The organism is Streptomyces sp. NBC_00306, from assembly GCF_036169555.1.
GTDB lineage: Bacteria > Actinomycetota > Actinomycetes > Streptomycetales > Streptomycetaceae > Streptomyces > Streptomyces achmelvichensis.
This window is the reverse complement of the sequence record NZ_CP108032.1, coordinates 2,033,706-2,049,431: the sequence shown is the minus strand read 5'-3', so window position 1 is coordinate 2,049,431 and position 15,726 is coordinate 2,033,706. Positions and strand designations below refer to the sequence as shown.

11 protein-coding genes are annotated in these 15,726 nt (G+C 71.2%); 7 read left to right on the top strand and 4 right to left on the bottom strand.

The window, feature by feature from the left end; genetic code table 11:
* Positions 1 to 347: 347 nt before the first annotated feature.
* The 4 genes from OHA05_RS09180 to OHA05_RS09165 all read right to left on the bottom strand — a co-directional run bounded on the left by OHA05_RS09180 (position 348) and on the right by OHA05_RS09165 (position 5,903).
* Positions 348 to 2,768: a transglutaminase TgpA family protein gene (locus OHA05_RS09180; RefSeq protein WP_328860271.1), complete on the bottom strand. Its 2,421-nt coding sequence runs from the start codon at positions 2,766 to 2,768 to the stop codon at positions 348 to 350.
* Positions 2,765 to 4,114: a DUF58 domain-containing protein gene (locus OHA05_RS09175; protein ID WP_313946859.1), complete on the bottom strand. Its 1,350-nt coding sequence runs from the start codon at positions 4,112 to 4,114 to the stop codon at positions 2,765 to 2,767. Before OHA05_RS09175 ends, OHA05_RS09180 begins: the two co-directional genes overlap by 4 nt.
* Positions 4,114 to 5,160, bottom strand: a complete 1,047-nt coding sequence (locus tag OHA05_RS09170) for an AAA family ATPase (RefSeq protein ID WP_313946860.1) — start codon at positions 5,158 to 5,160, stop codon at positions 4,114 to 4,116. The genes OHA05_RS09175 and OHA05_RS09170 overlap by 1 nt, the downstream gene beginning before the upstream one ends.
* A 200-nt stretch (positions 5,161 to 5,360) precedes the next feature.
* Positions 5,361 to 5,903, bottom strand: coding sequence for a beta-class carbonic anhydrase (locus OHA05_RS09165; RefSeq protein WP_313946861.1), 543 nt, complete (start codon positions 5,901 to 5,903; stop codon positions 5,361 to 5,363).
* Between the two features lie 345 nt (positions 5,904 to 6,248).
* Here OHA05_RS09165 and rsmH point away from each other — a divergent pair, with 345 nt between their 5' ends.
* The 7 genes from rsmH to murD all read left to right on the top strand — a co-directional run bounded on the left by rsmH (position 6,249) and on the right by murD (position 15,697).
* Positions 6,249 to 7,205 (top strand): 16S rRNA (cytosine(1402)-N(4))-methyltransferase RsmH, encoded by a 957-nt coding sequence (gene rsmH, locus OHA05_RS09160; protein ID WP_313946862.1) that lies wholly within the window; start codon positions 6,249 to 6,251, stop codon positions 7,203 to 7,205.
* 298 nt (positions 7,206 to 7,503) lie between these two features.
* On the top strand, positions 7,504 to 8,115 hold the full coding sequence (locus OHA05_RS09155) for an FtsB family cell division protein (RefSeq protein WP_328860270.1): 612 nt from the start codon (positions 7,504 to 7,506) through the stop codon (positions 8,113 to 8,115).
* Positions 8,116 to 8,119: 4 nt separating this feature from the next.
* Entirely contained in the window at positions 8,120 to 10,054 is a 1,935-nt protein-coding gene (locus OHA05_RS09150; RefSeq protein WP_328860269.1) for a peptidoglycan D,D-transpeptidase FtsI family protein, read from the top strand.
* Positions 10,055 to 10,153: 99 nt separating this feature from the next.
* Positions 10,154 to 11,779, top strand: a complete 1,626-nt coding sequence (locus OHA05_RS09145; protein ID WP_328860268.1) for a UDP-N-acetylmuramoyl-L-alanyl-D-glutamate--2,6-diaminopimelate ligase — start codon at positions 10,154 to 10,156, stop codon at positions 11,777 to 11,779.
* A complete protein-coding gene (locus OHA05_RS09140; RefSeq protein WP_313946866.1) occupies positions 11,776 to 13,215 on the top strand; it encodes a UDP-N-acetylmuramoyl-tripeptide--D-alanyl-D-alanine ligase in 1,440 nt (479 codons plus the stop codon). The genes OHA05_RS09145 and OHA05_RS09140 overlap by 4 nt, the downstream gene beginning before the upstream one ends.
* The gene (gene mraY / locus OHA05_RS09135; protein ID WP_313946867.1) at positions 13,212 to 14,282 is read left to right on the top strand and encodes a phospho-N-acetylmuramoyl-pentapeptide-transferase; all 1,071 of its coding nucleotides are present in this window, start codon (positions 13,212 to 13,214) and stop codon (positions 14,280 to 14,282) included. The genes OHA05_RS09140 and mraY overlap by 4 nt, the downstream gene beginning before the upstream one ends.
* Complete coding sequence (murD, locus tag OHA05_RS09130) at positions 14,279 to 15,697, top strand: UDP-N-acetylmuramoyl-L-alanine--D-glutamate ligase (RefSeq protein ID WP_328860267.1); 1,419 nt, start codon at positions 14,279 to 14,281, stop codon at positions 15,695 to 15,697. Before mraY ends, murD begins: the two co-directional genes overlap by 4 nt.
* The last annotated feature ends 29 nt before the right edge of the window (positions 15,698 to 15,726 follow it).

Genomic DNA, 15,726 nt, shown 5'->3' with positions numbered 1-15,726 from the left:
CCGGATGCGGGTGCTTCCGGCCTTCGCGTGCCTCGGGTCCGTGCGGCCCGAATTCCGTCGTCCCCGAGTCCCCGTCTCCGAATCGCCGTCTCCGAATCCCCGTTTGCTGAGTCCCGGCTGCGTCTCCCGGATGGACGAGTCCCGGATCGCCATGCGGACGCCCTGTGCGCCGGAGGCTCGGTGCCGGAATTCCCCGGCCGATCCCGTCCCCGCAGGGCCGGATTTTTGAGTGCTCAGCCCCCTGAATATGACCCCGGCGCATGCGTCGGAGTCGAGAACGGGTGAGGGGCCGACGCCCGAAGCGTCGGCCCCTCACCCGTTCTCGCTGTCCCTCGGCCCGGGCGTCCTCAGCCCCGCTGCCGCGACGGACGGCGCAGCATCCCCGCCCACCGCTCCGGGGCCCAGCGGCTGCCGCGCCAGGTGTCGGTGAGCGAGGACCAGCGGCCCGAGAGGTCCCAGACCACTCGTACGGTCGAGCGGGGCAGCAGCAGTGCCCGCAGCCGGGTCCCACGGCTCGCTCCGGACCGCAGGCCCTCCCGGATCCGGGTCACGTCGTCGCTCAGACCCGTGCCCGGCTTGGGCACCGGGGCATAGAGCACCTGCTCGACAGCGCCCGCGATCCGGTGCACCCCGTCCGCCGCCTCGCCCTCCAGACCGCCGAGCCGCACGATGCGGGCCGCGGTCTTGCGTGCTGTTTGGGACTCGTCCGGCAGGATGCCGAAGTCCCAGGCCGTGTCCGTGACCTCCAGCCAGGCCGCGAGGGTCCGCGCCCCGGCGTCGGCCGGTGTGCGTCCGCCGGAGCCCAGCCGGCGTGCGGTGACTCTCAGCCGCCACAGCATCGGCAGCAGCGGCACACCCACTCCGAGCAGCACGGCCAGACCCACCAGCAGGGTGGTCTTCAACGGGAAGCCCGAATCGCCGGGCGGGGTCAGATCCTGCGGCGCCGCCGCACCGCACTCACCGAGCTGCCGGGCCTGGGCCGGGCAGCGATCGGAGGCGGACGGGGCGACGCTGGGTGCCGTGGAGGCGGTCGCCTCGGGCTGCGTCGGGCTGCTCGGCCCGCCGGACGGCGACTCCGAACGGGTGTACTCGGGTGCGGTGCCCCGGCTCGGGGTCGGCTCGAACCGCGTCCAGCCCACGCCCTCGAAGAACAGCTCCGGCCAGGCGTGTGCTTCCTTCAGACCCACCGACATGCTGCCGTCGGCCAGCGGACTGCCCGGCGTGAAGCCGACCGCGACCCGTGCCGGAATGCCGAGCGTCCGCGCCATGGCGGCCATGGAGAACGAGAAGTGGACGCAGAAGCCCTGCTTCTGCTGGAGGAAGCGGGAAATCGCGGAGACGCCCGTACCGGACTGGACTTCGGTGTCGTAGGTGAAGCCGCCGTCGACGGCGAACCAGTCCTGGAGCTTCACCGCCCGCTCGTAGTCGTTCGCGGCGCCCTCGGTGACCTTCTTCGCGGTGTCCTCGACCACGTCCGGCAGGACCTCGGGCACCTTGGTGTACTCGCGCACCAGCGAGGCCGGGGCCGGCGGAGCGCTCGCGAGCTGCTCGGCCGTCGGCTTCACCATCAGGCTGCTGACGGAGTACTTCGCGCCCCGGGTCGACTGGCCGCTGTCGCCGACCACCGTCCGGCCGACGGGCTCGAAGCGCCAGCGGCCCTTGATGTCCACGTCGGTCGCCGGGTAGGGGAGCGGCAGCCAGCTCTGCCGGTAGGAACCGGCGGCCGTGATGTTCGTCCTGATCTCGGTGGCGCCGACCGACGGGCTGAGACCGTCCGGCTGCGGAAGGCGGCGCGGGATATCGGTGATGTCGCGCTGCGAGGTCTTCCACGCCGTGCCGTCGAACTGGTCCAGCGCCACGATCCGCAGATAGAGGTCCTGGGTGTCCGGTGCGTTGGTCCGGTAGCGGATGACCTCGCGGTTGTCGGGCTGCCGCAGGCTGTCCTGGAGGGAGACCAGCGGGTTCACCGCATTGATCGTGCCGCCGCCCCCGCCGCCCGTGCCGTTGCCCGTGGAGGCCAGCAGCCCGCCGTCCAGGGCCGGCAGCGCCGCCGGGACCACGAGCGCCACGCCCAGTGCGAGAGCGCCGATCCGCCGCCCGGTGCGCACCGGGGCGAGCGGATTGCCGCCGGCCGGGTCGAAGCCCTGGGCGCTGCGCCCCTGTGCGGGCACGGCTCCGCCGAAGACCCGACCCCACTGCGAGAGCCGGTCCCGGCCCTCGGCCAGCAGGAGCACCAGATAGCCGCAGGCGGCCAGCAGGAACCACAGCCAGCTCGCGCCGCCGCCCGCCAGGCCGGCCGCGACCGAATAGAGCGCGAGGAGCGGCAGACCGGCGGGTGCGGCGCTGCGGAAGGTCACCGCGAGGGCGTCCACCGTCAGGCCGATCACCATGACCCCGCCGATCACCATCAGGCGGATGCCGTCGGTCGCGGGCGCCGGGATCGCGTACCGCCCGACGTCCTCGCCGCCGGCGGAGAGCAGGGTGCCGAAGTGCTGGAAGGCCTCCGGGCCCGGCAGCACGCCGAGGAGCGCGTGGTCCCGGGCGAAGACCACCGTGAGCAGCAGCAGTCCGACGAGCGCCTGCACGAGGACCGTGAGCGGCCTGGCCAGCGGTACCCGCCGGGTCAGGGCGCCCGCGCCGCTCTGGACGGCCAGCAGGAACGCCGCCTGCACCATCCAGCCGGCCGTGTCGATCAGCGGCAGGATCGCGCCCGATGCCATCACTGTGGCAGCGAACGCGCACAGCGCCAGCCGTCCGCGACCGCTCATGTCCAACCCCCAGAATTGCCGTTCGTGCTGCTGGACTCGGTGCGCTGATGGCCCGCCTGCTGCCACAGATCGGCGAGCGGGGCCCCCGGCGCCACGGCGAGCGCGGTCCAGCCGGACTCCCGCAGCAGCCGCAGCCGCTCGTCGATCGCGCCGGCCACGGCACCGCTCGTCACCCAGGTGCCGCTGTCGAGGACGAAGGCGACGGCGGCGCCGCTGCGATGGCGCATCCGCGCGGCGAGCGTCGCCTGCTCCTCGTCGAGGTCGCCGAAGAACGCGACCAGGAGTCCTTCGTTCCCGCCGCGCAGCACGTCGTACGCCCGGGAGAGCCCGCCGCCGTCGGAGTGGTCGACGACCGCGAGGGTGTCCATCATCAGACCCGCGGAGTCCGCGGACTCCTGGGTCGAGCCCGCGAACCCGTCCGCGCCCTCGCCCGGCACCGAACTGCCGGTGTCGGTCAACAGCCGCACCGCGAAGCCCCGTTCGAGCATATGGACCAGCGCGGACGCGGCGCCCGAGACGGCCCATTCGAAGGCCGAGTCGGGACCGGCCCCCTGGTAGGCGCCGCGCCGGGTGTCGAGCAGCACGGTGCAGCGCGACCGCTGGGGCTGCTCCTCACGGCGCACCATCAGTTCGCCGTAGCGCGCGGTGGAACGCCAGTGCACCCGGCGCAGATCGTCGCCGTGCCGGTAGGTGCGCGGGATGACGTCGTCGTCGCCGGCCAGCGCCAGGGAGCGCTGGCGCCCGTCGCCGTACCCCGAGGCCTCGCCCGCCAGTCGCACCGGCGGCAGCGACTCCGTCCGCGGGATCACCGTGAGGGTGTCGAACGCGCTGAAGGAGCGGGTCAGTTCGCACATGCCGAACGGATCGCTCAGCCGCAGCTGGAGCGGCCCGAGCGGATAGCGCCCGCGCAGGTCCGACCGCACCCGGTAGGACACCTCGCGGCGTCCGCCGGCCTCCACACGGTCGAGCACGAACCGGGGCCGCGGGCCGAGGACGTAGGGCACGTGGTCCTGGAGCATCAGCAGTCCGGTGGGCAGCCGCGAGACGTTGTCCATCCGCAGATGCACCCGGGCCTCGGAACCGGCCGGCACCCGCGACGGCGAGAGCCGCCTGCTGCCCGCAACCCGGTAGCGGGTGCGGTAGAGCACCGCCACACAGACCAGGGGCAGCACGGCGAGCAGCAGGCCGACCCGCAGCAGATCGCTCTGCCCGAGGACGTACGCGCAGATCGCCGCGGCGATGCCGGCCGCGAGGAACGAGCGGCCGCGTGTGGTCAGCCCGCCCAGAGCCGCACGCACCCCGCCCGAGGCATTGCCCTCGGTGGCACCGGGGCCCTCGGCCGGCATCACAGCCGCCGGGCGCCGGGCTGCTGGCCGTAGAGCGGCGGCTGGACCGGACGGCCCGCGATGTAGGACGTCTCCGTGCCCTCGGCCGTCGGCACGGGAGTGCGCTGAAGGATCTCCAGCACGACCTGCTCCGCGGTGCGCCGGTTCAACTGGGCCTGGGCGGTGGGCAGCAGACGGTGCGCGAGGACCTGCACCACGAGCGACTGGACGTCGTCCGGCAGTGCGTACTCCCGGCCGTTGAGCGCGGCCGTGGCCTTGGCGGCACGCAGCAGATGCAGCGTGGCACGCGGCGATGCACCGAGTCTGAGGTCCGGGTGGTTACGGGTGGCAGCGACCAACTCCACCGCGTACCGCCGGACGGAGTCGGCGACATGCACGGTGCGCACGGCGTCGATCAGCTTCACGATGTCGTGCGCGTGCGCCACCGGCTGAAGGTCGTCCAGCGGGGAGACACCGCCGTGCACGTCGAGCATCTGCAGCTCGGCCTCCGCGCTCGGATAGCCGATGGAGACCCGCGCCATGAAACGGTCGCGCTGAGCCTCCGGCAGCGGGTAGGTGCCCTCCATCTCGACCGGGTTCTGCGTGGCCACCACCATGAACGGACTGGGCAGTTCATAGGTGTTGCCGTCCATCGTGACCTGGCGCTCCTCCATCGACTCCAGCAGCGCCGACTGCGTCTTCGGCGACGCACGGTTGATCTCGTCGCCGATCACGATCTGGGCGAAGATCGCGCCCGGCTTGAACTCGAAGTCACGCTGCTGCTGGTCGAAGATCGACACACCGGTGATGTCCGACGGCAGCAGGTCCGGCGTGAACTGGATACGCCGCACGGAACAGTCGATGGATCGCGCCAGCGCCTTGGCCAGCATCGTCTTGCCCACGCCCGGGACATCTTCGATGAGCAGATGTCCTTCGGCGAGCAGCACGGTCAGCGAAAGCCGTACGACCTCTGGCTTGCCCTCGATCACACCCTCGACCGACCTGCGGACACGATCCGCGGTGGTGGTCAGATCTGTGAGGCTCGCTCGATCGTCATAGGTCGTCACCCGGCCCTCCTCGGCCCGTTCTACGGGCCGGTGCGTATGGAACGGCCCGGCCCACCAAAAACACGAACACCGGTCTCCGGAAGTTCCGGAAGGGTGTCACAGACGCATTCTTGTTGGCGTTACCGCTTCGTGTCACTCGCCTGTGGACAACTGGGAGGGATTTGCCGGATCTGCTGTGTTATCTCCGGGTGTTCGTCCGGTCACACCGCGGGGTCGATCTCCCGCAACAGTCCCTGCTTCACGTCGAAGACAAAACCGCGGACGTCATCGGTGTGCACCAGGAAGGGGGAGGTCCGCACCCGCTGCATCGACTGGCGCACGTCCTGGTCGACGTCGCGGAACGCCTCCACCGCCCACGGCGGACGCTGCCCCACCTCTTCCTCCAGCTCGTGCCGGAAGTCCTCGGTCAGCGACTCGAGGCCGCAGCCCGTGTGGTGGATGAGTATGACGCTGCGAGTGCCGAGGGCCCGCTGGCTGATGGTGAGCGAGCGGATGACGTCGTCCGTCACCGCGCCGCCGGCGTTCCGGATCGTGTGGCAGTCGCCCAGTTCCAGTCCGAGCGCGTCGTGCAGATCGAGCCGCGCGTCCATGCACGCGACGACGGCCACCTGGAGCACGGGGCGGGCGTCCATGCCCGGGTCCTGGAAACGGGCTGCGTATCGCTGGTTCGCTTCGACGAGACGATCGGTGACCGTCCCACCCGTACGCGCGGCGTCGGCGGAGTGGTGAGCAGAAGTCGTCATGACAATGACGGTAATGGGCACAGGCCTTCGAGGCCTGCTGTGAGAGGGGACAAAGAACATCAACAGGGCTTGTTGTGAGCTAACCCACAGGGGGGACACGGAAGGGCCCGTTCGGGTGAAGTGCGGTCATGCGCGACGGGTGCGTCACCCCTGCGCGACGCGCCAGCCGGTTGATTGACCGAAGGGGCCGGTGGACTAAAGTGACGCGCAGTTCACCGACACATCCTGCACGTTCACACCCTGCACATTTCCAAGAGTCTCCCCGCGTGTGCGGCATTCACGTACGGCTCGGCCTCCCTCCGCTCGCCGGTCGGTCGAGGCCCGCGGCGGACCTGAGAGGGCGCTTTGAGCAATACCCGACACGTCCCGGTGATGCTCCAGCGGTGCCTGGACCTGTTGGCCCCGGCCCTGGAGCGACCGGGTTCGGTCGTCGTCGACTGCACCCTCGGCCTCGGCGGACACAGCGAGGCACTGCTCACCCGGTTCCCCGAGGCGCGCCTCGTCGCCCTCGACCGGGACAAGGAGGCCCTGCGGCTCTCCGGTGAACGGCTCGCCCCCTTCGGAGACCGGGCCACGCTCGTCCACGCCGTCTACGACGAACTCCCCGATGTGCTGGGCCGCCTCGGCATCCCGCGCGTCGAGGGCGTCCTCTTCGACCTCGGTGTCTCCTCCATGCAGCTCGACGAGGCCGACCGCGGCTTCGCCTACGCCCAGGACGCACCGCTCGACATGCGGATGGACCAGACGACCGGCATGAGCGCCGCCGAGGTGCTCAACACCTACCCGGCCGGCGAGCTGGTGCGGATCCTGCGGGCGTACGGCGAGGAGAAGCAGGCCAAGCGGATCGTCTCAGCGGTCGTGCGGGAGCGTGAGAAGGAGCCCTTCAGCAACAGCGCCCGTCTGGTCGAGCTGATCCGTGACGCGCTGCCGCAGGCCGCCAAGCGCACCGGCGGCAACCCGGCCAAGCGCACCTTCCAGGCCCTGCGCATCGAGGTGAACGGCGAGCTCAGCGTGCTGGAGCGGGCGATCCCGGCGGCCGTCGGGGCGTTGTCGGTCGGCGGCCGGATCGCCGTGCTGTCGTACCACTCGCTCGAGGACCGGCTGGTCAAGCAGGTCTTCGCGGCCGGCGCGGCCAATACGGCCCCGGCCGGTCTGCCCGTCGTCCCCGAGGAGTACCAGCCGCGGCTGAAGCTGCTGACCAGGGGCGCGGAACTGCCGACGGAGGACGAGATCGCCGAGAACCGCCGCGCCGCGCCCGCGCGTCTGAGGGGTGCGCAGCGCATCCGGGAGGACGTGCGGTGAGGCAGGCGCACGGGACTGCCACGGCCGCTGGGGCGTGTTCGCGAAATCCCGCCTGTCCTGCGCCGCCCGGCACGTACCCGCGCGATGCCGACACGCACTCGCGCGATGCCGGCACGCACTCGCGCGATGCTGTCGGAGTCGCCCGAGTACATCTCGTACGAGGGTGCTCCTCCGCCCGGCGATGGCACGCACCGGACGCCGCGGGGCCCGCCCTACGGGCGGACGGCGTTCCTTCTCAAACACGCCCCGGGCCCGTGCCGAGGGGACGGACAGGTCGAGAGGCGATCGGGAGGATGCGGTGAGCGAAGCGGCCAAGCAGCTGAAGGGACGCGCCGCCCGGCTGGCCCGGCTGATGCCGGCAGGACCGAGCACCGCGGCACGTACCCCCTTCGTGCTGCTGGTCGTCGTGCTCCTCGGCGGTGGGCTCATCACACTGCTGCTGCTGAACTCCTCCCTCAACGAAGGCTCGTTCGAGCTGAGCGAGCTCAAGCGGGAGACCACCGAGCTCACCGACGAGCAGCAGGCGCTCCAGCGGGACGTGGACAGTTACTCCGCCCCGGACGCGCTGGAGCGGCGGGCCCGCGAGCTGGGCATGGTGCCGGGCGGCAACCCCGCCTTCATCGATCCGGACGGCACGGTCCGCGGCGTGCCCGGCAAGGCGACGGCCCGGCCTTCGCCCGCCCCCTCACCCCTGGAGATCGCCGAGACCCCCCTGACGGCGACCGAGCCCACGCCGTCCCCCGTCGCCGTCCCCGCCGCCCCGTCTCCCGCGACGGCCTCCTCCGCCCCCGTGTCCGGGGCGCAGCCGCCCGGAGCCGTACCCCGCACGGCGCCCGACGCCCCCGACCCCGCGGCACTCACGCCGTCGAACCCGCCCGCGAAGCCGACCCCCACGCCCCCCGGCAGGTGACGCAGTGCCTCCTCAGCAACCACCGCGCCGCCGGGTGCCAGGGCCCTCCAGGCGGCCGTCCGCACGCCCCCGGCCGCGCACGCCCAAGCCCGGCCCGAGCGCCATCCGGCTCGGCAGCCCGCGCCCCCGGCTGCGGCTGGTCAGCCTCGGACTGACCCTGGTGATGCTGGCCTTCGTCGTACGCCTTCTCCAGGTGCAGGCGGTCGACGCGAGCGCGTATGCGGCCAAGGCGGAGAAGAACCGCTACCTGAGCCATGTGCTCGCCGCCGAGCGCGGAGAGATCACCGACCGGGCCGGAGTCGCGCTCGCCACGAGCGTCGACGCGTACGACATCACGGCCGACCCGAAGATGTTCACGCCCGAGGACAGCAAGTCGCCCAACGCGCCCGAACAGGCCGCCGGACTGCTCGCGCCGATCCTCGGCAAGGACGCCAACGAGCTCGCCAAGAAGCTGAGGACACCCAAGTCCCGCTACACGGTGCTGGCCCGCCGCCAGACCCCTCAGGTCTGGAACCAGATCAAGGATCTCAAGGGTGTCTTCGCCGAGAAGGCCAGGGCTGACAAGGCCAAGGGCGGACCCGGGGGCAATGTGCTCGGCGGCGTGTTCCAGGAGCCGAGCAGCCGACGCGTCTACCCCAACGGTGATCTCGCCGCCGGGATACTGGGTTATGTCAACGCCAACGGCCACGGCGGCGGCGGTATCGAGTCCATGCTCGACAAGCCCCTCGCCGGCGAGGACGGAAAGATCACCTACGCCCAGTCCGGCGGCCGGCGCGTGCCCACCGCCGGCGGCACCCACGAGACCCCGGCCGTGCCCGGCTCGGACATCGAGCTGACCATCGACCGGGACATCCAGTGGGCGGCCCAGCGCGCGATCAGCGAGCAGGTCAAAAAGTCCGCGGCGGACCGCGGCTACGTGATAGTGCAGGACACCCAGACCGGCGAGGTCCTTGCCATGGCGAACGCGCCGGGCTTCGACCCCAACGATCTCTCCGAGGCCAATTCGGCCGCCATGGGCAACGCGGCCCTCCAGGACGCGTACGAGCCCGGCTCCACCGCGAAGGTCATGTCCATGGCCGCCGTGCTGGAGGAGAAGGCGGCCGTCCCCGGCACGCATGTCGTCGTGCCCAACCGGCTGCACCGCGGGGACCGGCTCTTCAAGGACGACATCGACCACCCGACCTGGTACCTCACGCTCAACGGCGTGCTCGCCAAGTCCAGCAACATCGGCACCATCCTGGCGACCGGCCAGCTCGGCAAGACGCAGGCGCAGGCCAACCGCGTCCTCCACTCCTACCTGCGGAGGTTCGGACTGGGCAGCCCCAGTGGACTGAACTACCCGGGGGAGACGCCCGGCATCCTCGCGCCTCCCGCCAAGTGGTCGACCTCGCAGCAGTACACGATCCCCTTCGGCCAGGGACTCTCGATCAACGCCATGCAGGCCGCGTCCGTCTACTCGACCATCGCCAACGGCGGCGTCCGTGTGGAGCCGACGATGGTCCGCGGCACCAAGGGCCCCGACGGGCGCTTCACACCGGCTCCGGCACCCAAGAAGACCCGGGTCGTCAGCGAGAAGACCGCGAAGACGCTCGCGACCATGCTGGAGTCGGTCGTCGGCAACGAGGAGGGCACCGGCACCAAGGCCCGTATCCCCGGCTACCGGGTCGCGGGCAAGACGGGCACCGCCAACCGCGTCGACCCGGAGACCGGTCGCTACCGCGGCTACACCGCCTCCTTCGCCGGCTTCGCCCCCGCCGACAAGCCCCGAATCACGGTCTACTGCGCCATCCAGAACCCCACGAAGGGCAGCTACTTCGGCGGCCAGATCTGCGGCCCGATCTACCAGCAGGTCATGGAGTTCGCGCTGAAGACGCTGCAGGTGGCGCCGACCGGCAACGAACCCGCCCGGCTGCCCGTCTCCTTCCAGCCCGGCGAATGACCGGAGGAACCACCCGTGACAACGCCCTCATCGCACCGTGCTGCCAGCGGCACCCCCTCATTTAGCCCCGGACAGGGTGCGCCCGGTACGCTCACCGCCGTGCCACACGCTGATCAGTCCCGAAACACCCCGCAGGACGCCACCGCGAAACAGCCGGGAGCGCCCCGTCCGGAACGGCTCCACCCGACACCCCTCGGGGAGCTGGCTTCCCGGCTGGGGGTGAAGAGCCCCGAAGGGCATCCGGCGGACGTCACGGGCATCACGCACGACTCGCGTGCCGTACGCCCCGGTGACGTGTACGCCGCCCTGCCCGGCGCCCGCTTCCACGGCGCCGACTTCGCGGCCCAGGCCGCAGATCTGGGCGCCGCCGCGATCCTCACGGACCCGGCCGGCGCCGAGCGCGCGGAGCAGACCGGACTGCCGGTCCTCGTCACCGACGACCCTCGGGCCCGGATGGGCGAGCTCGCCACCGAGATCTACGGGCACCCCGGCAACGACCTGCTCCAGATCGGCATCACGGGCACGTCCGGCAAGACGACCTCGGCCTACCTCGTCGAGGGCGGCCTGCGGGCGGCCGGCCGCAGCACGGGCCTGATCGGCACCGTCGAGATGCGCATCGGAGACGAGCGCATCAAGTCCGAACGCACCACCCCCGAGGCCACCGACCTCCAGGCGCTGTTCGCGGTCATGCGCGAGCGCGGTGTCGAGGCGGTCGCCATGGAGGTCTCCAGCCACGCCCTCGTGCTCGGCCGTGTCGACGGCTGCGTCTTCGACGTCGCCGTCTTCAACAACCTGAGCCCCGAGCACATGGAATTCCACTCCGACATGGAGGACTACTTCCAGGCGAAGGCTCAGCTCTTCACGCCGCTGCGCAGCAGGACGGGCGTCGTGAACTTCGACGACGAGTACGGCCGCAGGCTGATCAAGGAGGCGTCCGTACCGGTCACCACCTTCTCCGCCGAGGGCCACCCCGACGCCGACTGGCATGCCGAGGACGTCGAGATCAGCTCCGTCGGCTCGGTCTTCACGGTGGTGGGCCCCGGCGGCGAGCGGATCCGCGCCGAGGCCCCGCTGCCGGGACCGTTCAACGTGGCCAACACCCTGGCCGCCGTCGTCACCCTCGCCGTCGCCGGCATCGACCCGCAGACCGCCGCGGACGGCATCGCCGCCGTGCCCGGTGTGCCGGGCCGTCTGGAGCGCGTGGACGAGGGCCAGCCGTATCTCGCCGTCGTCGACTACGCCCACAAGACCGATGCGGTCGAGTCCGTGCTGCGCTCCCTGCGCAAGGTCACCGAGGGCAATGTGCACATCGTGCTCGGCTGCGGCGGAGACCGGGACAAGACCAAGCGCGGCCCGATGGGCGCCGCGGCGGCCCGTCTCGCCGACACCACCGTGCTGACGTCCGACAACCCGCGCTCCGAGGACCCTCTGGCGATCCTCGCCGCCATGCTGGCCGGTGCCGCCGAGGTGCCGATCCACGAGCGCGGCGACGTCCTGATCGAGGCCGACCGGGCCGCGGCCATCGCGGTGGCCGTCAGCCGCGCCGAGCCCGGCGACACCGTGCTGATCGCGGGCAAGGGCCACGAGCAGGGCCAGGACATCGCCGGAGTCGTCCGCTCCTTCGACGACCGCGAGGTCCTGCGCGCAGCCATCCGCGCCACCCTTCCCGCGGGTTCGCCCCGCGAGGGCGGGCCGGAACGAGAGCACCCGGGGATGACCAAGTGATCGCTCTCTCCCTCGCCGAGATCGCCGAAATCGTCGGCGGGCAGCCGCACGACATACCGGATCCGGCGGTGCGGATCACCGGTCCCGTCGTCATCGACTCCCGCCAGGTGGGGCCCGGCGCACTGTTCGCCGCCTTCGCCGGCGAGCGGGTCGACGGCCACGACTACGCCGAGCGGGCCGTCGGCGCAGGTGCCGCGGCCGTCCTGGCCACCCGCCCCGTCGGCGTAGCCGCGATCGTCGTGCCCGACGTCACCGCCGCCCTGGGCGCGCTCGCGCGCCACGTCGTCGAACGCCTCGGCACCACGACCGTCGCGCTCACCGGCTCCGCCGGCAAGACGAGCACCAAGGACCTGATCGCCCAACTCCTGGAGCGCAAGGGCCCGACCGTCTACCCCGCGGGCAATCTCAACAACGAGATCGGCCTGCCCCTGACCGCCCTGCGGGCCGACGAAGGCACCCAGCACCTCGTCCTCGAAATGGGCGCCCGCTACATCGGCGACATCCGCTACCTCACCGGCCTGGTGCCGCCGAAATTCGGGCTCGTACTGAACGTGGGCTCGGCCCACATCGGCGAGTTCGGGGGCCGCGAGCAGATCGCCCAGGCCAAGGGCGAGATCATCGAGAACCTTCCGTCCGCCGACGAGGGCGGCGTGGCCGTGCTCAACGCCGACGATCCGCTGGTGCGGGCCATGGCCCCGAGGACGAAGGCCCGGGTGGTCTTCTTCGGAGAGGCCGAGAGCGCCGACATCCGTGCCGAGAATGTCCGGCTCACCCACCAAGGTCAGCCCGCTTTCACGCTCCAAACCCCCACCGGGTGCAGTGACGTGACCATGCGGCTGTACGGTGAGCACCACGTGTCGAACGCGCTCGCCGCGGCCGCCGTCGCCCATGAGCTGGGCATGCCCGTCGACGAGATCGCACTCGCGCTCTCCGAGGCCGGCACCCTCTCCCGCTGGCGCATGGAGGTCACTGAGCGACCGGACGGCGTGACGATCGTCAACGACGCCTACAACGCGAACCCCGAGTCCATGAAGGCCGCGCTGCGCGCGCTGGCCGCCATGGGCGGAGCAGCACAGGCACAGGGGGGAAGGACGTGGGCGGTGCTCGGTCAGATGGCCGAGCTCGGAGACGAAGCGCTCGCCGAGCACGACGCCGTCGGACGGCTCGCCGTCCGGCTCAACGTCAGCAAGCTTGTCGCAGTCGGGGGCAGGGAAGCGTCCTGGCTTCAGCTGGGCGCATATAACGAGGGTTCGTGGGGTGAGGAGTCGGTGCACGTGTCCGACGCGCAGGCGGCGATCGATCTGTTGCGCAGTGAACTGCGTCCGGGAGACGTCGTGCTGGTGAAGGCTTCCAGGTCGGTCGGTCTCGAACTGGTCGCCCAGGCACTGCTGGAGAACGCGGCAGGATCCTCGGATGGGCAGGGTGCCGTCCGATGAGGCAGATCCTCTTCGCGGGAGCCATCGGGCTCTTTCTGACGCTCATCGGTACACCTCTGCTGATCAAACTGCTGGCCCGCAAGGGATACGGGCAGTTCATCCGGGACGACGGTCCGCGCAGCCACGGCAGCAAGAAGGGCACGCCCACCATGGGCGGCATCTCCTTCATCCTGGCCACGCTGATCGCGTACGCCCTGGCGAAGGTGATCACCGGCGAGGACCCGACGTTCTCGGGTGTGCTGGTGCTCTTCCTGATGGCGGGCATGGGTCTCGTCGGCTTCCTGGACGACTACATCAAGATCGTCAAGCAGCGTTCGCTCGGTCTGCGCGCCAAGGCGAAGATGGCCGGCCAGCTGATCGTCGGCATCGCCTTCGCCGTGCTCTCGCTCCAGTTCGCGGACACCCGCAACAACACCCCCGCCTCCACGAAGCTGTCGTTCATCACGGACTTCGGCTGGTCGATCGGGCCCGTGCTGTTCGTGGTCTGGGCGCTGTTCATGATTCTCGCGATGTCGAACGGCGTGAACCTGACGGACGGTCTGGACGGCCTGGCCACCGGCGCGTCCGTGATGGTCTTCGGTGCGTACACCTTCATCGGCCTCTGGCAGTTCCAGGAGTCCTGCGCCAACGCGGTGACGCTGACCAACCCCAGTGCCTGCTTCGAGGTACGCGATCCACTCGACCTCGCCGTGGTCGCCTCCGCCCTGATGGGCGCCTGCTTCGGCTTCCTGTGGTGGAACACCTCGCCCGCCAAGATCTTCATGGGTGACACCGGCTCGCTGGCGCTCGGCGGCGCCCTCGCGGGTCTGGCGATCTGCTCCCGCACGGAGCTCCTGCTCGCCCTCCTCGGCGGACTGTTCGTCCTGATCACCATGTCCGTGGTCATCCAGGTCGGCTCGTTCCGCATGACCGGCAAGCGCGTCTTCCGGATGGCTCCGCTTCAGCACCACTTCGAACTCAAGGGGTGGTCCGAGGTCCTTGTCGTGGTGCGCTTCTGGATCATCCAGGGCATGTGCGTCATCGTCGGCCTCGGTCTCTTCTACGCGGGCTGGGCGGCCGACAAGTGAGCACGCCCGACTGGCAGGGCAAGCGCGTCACCGTCGCCGGTCTGGGGGTCTCCGGGATCCCCGCGGCGAAGGTGCTGCACGGTCTCGGGGCCGTGGTGACGGTCGTCAACGACGGGGACGACGAGCGTTCCCGTACGCAGGCGGCCGAGCTGGAGGCCCAGGGCATCACCGTGCGCCTCGGCGACGGGGCGACCCTGCCCGAGGGCACCGAACTGATCGTCACCGCGCCCGGCTGGCAGCCCGACAAGCCGCTCTTCCTGGCCGCCGCCGCGGCCGGCGTGGAGATCTGGGGCGACGTCGAACTGGCCTGGCGTCTGCGCGGCCCGGACGCGGCTCCCTGGCTCGCGGTCACCGGCACCAACGGCAAGACCACGACCGTGCGGATGCTCGCCTCGATCCTGGAGGCCGCCGGGCTGAGGACCGCCGCCGTCGGCAACATCGGTGTCTCGCTCCTCGACGCGGTCGCGGGTGACGAGACGTACGACGTCCTCGCCGTCGAACTCTCCAGCTACCAGCTGCACTGGGCGCCTTCGCTGCGCGCGCACTCCGCCGTCGTGCTCAATCTGGCGCCGGACCACATCGACTGGCACGGCTCCATGGAGGCGTACGCCGCCGACAAGGGCCGCGTCTACGAGGGCAACAGCGTGGCCTGCGTCTACAACGTCGCCGACAAGGCGACCGAGGACCTGGTCCGCGAGGCGGACGTCGAGGAGGGCTGCCGGGCGATCGGCTTCACCCTCGGGTCGCCCGGCCCCTCCCAACTCGGCGTCGTGGAGGGCCTGCTGGTCGACCGGGCCTTCGTCGACAACCGGCAGGAGCAGGCCCAGGAGCTCGCCGAGGTCGCCGATGTGAACCCGCCGGCGCCGCACAACATCGCCAACGCCCTTGCGGCCGCGGCACTGGCCCGTGCGTACGGCGTCCCCGCGGCCGCGGTGCGCGACGGACTGCGCGCCTTCCGGCCCGACCCGCACCGCATCGAGAAGGTCGCCGACATCGACTCGGTCGCCTGGATCGACGACTCCAAGGCGACCAACACCCATGCCGCGGAAGCGTCCCTGGCCTCCTACGACCCGATCGTCTGGATCGCCGGCGGGCTGGCGAAGGGCGCCACCTTCGACGAGCTCGTCGAGAAGTCGGCCAAGCGGCTGCGCGGAGTCGTGCTTGTCGGAGCGGACCGTGCGCTCATCCGGGAAGCCCTCGCGCGACACGCCCCCGAGGTCCCGGTCGTCGACCTCGACCGGACAGACACTGGGGCGATGTCGGCGGCGGTCCGGGAGGCGGCGCAGCTCGCCCGGCCGGGGGACACGGTTCTCCTGGCCCCGGCCTGTGCCTCGATGGACATGTTCGCCAACTACAACAAGCGAGGCGAGGCGTTCGCGGACGCGGTCCGCGCACTCGCCGCCGAGCGCGCCTGACCGGCCCGACCCCCGCGCCGTGCCGTGCC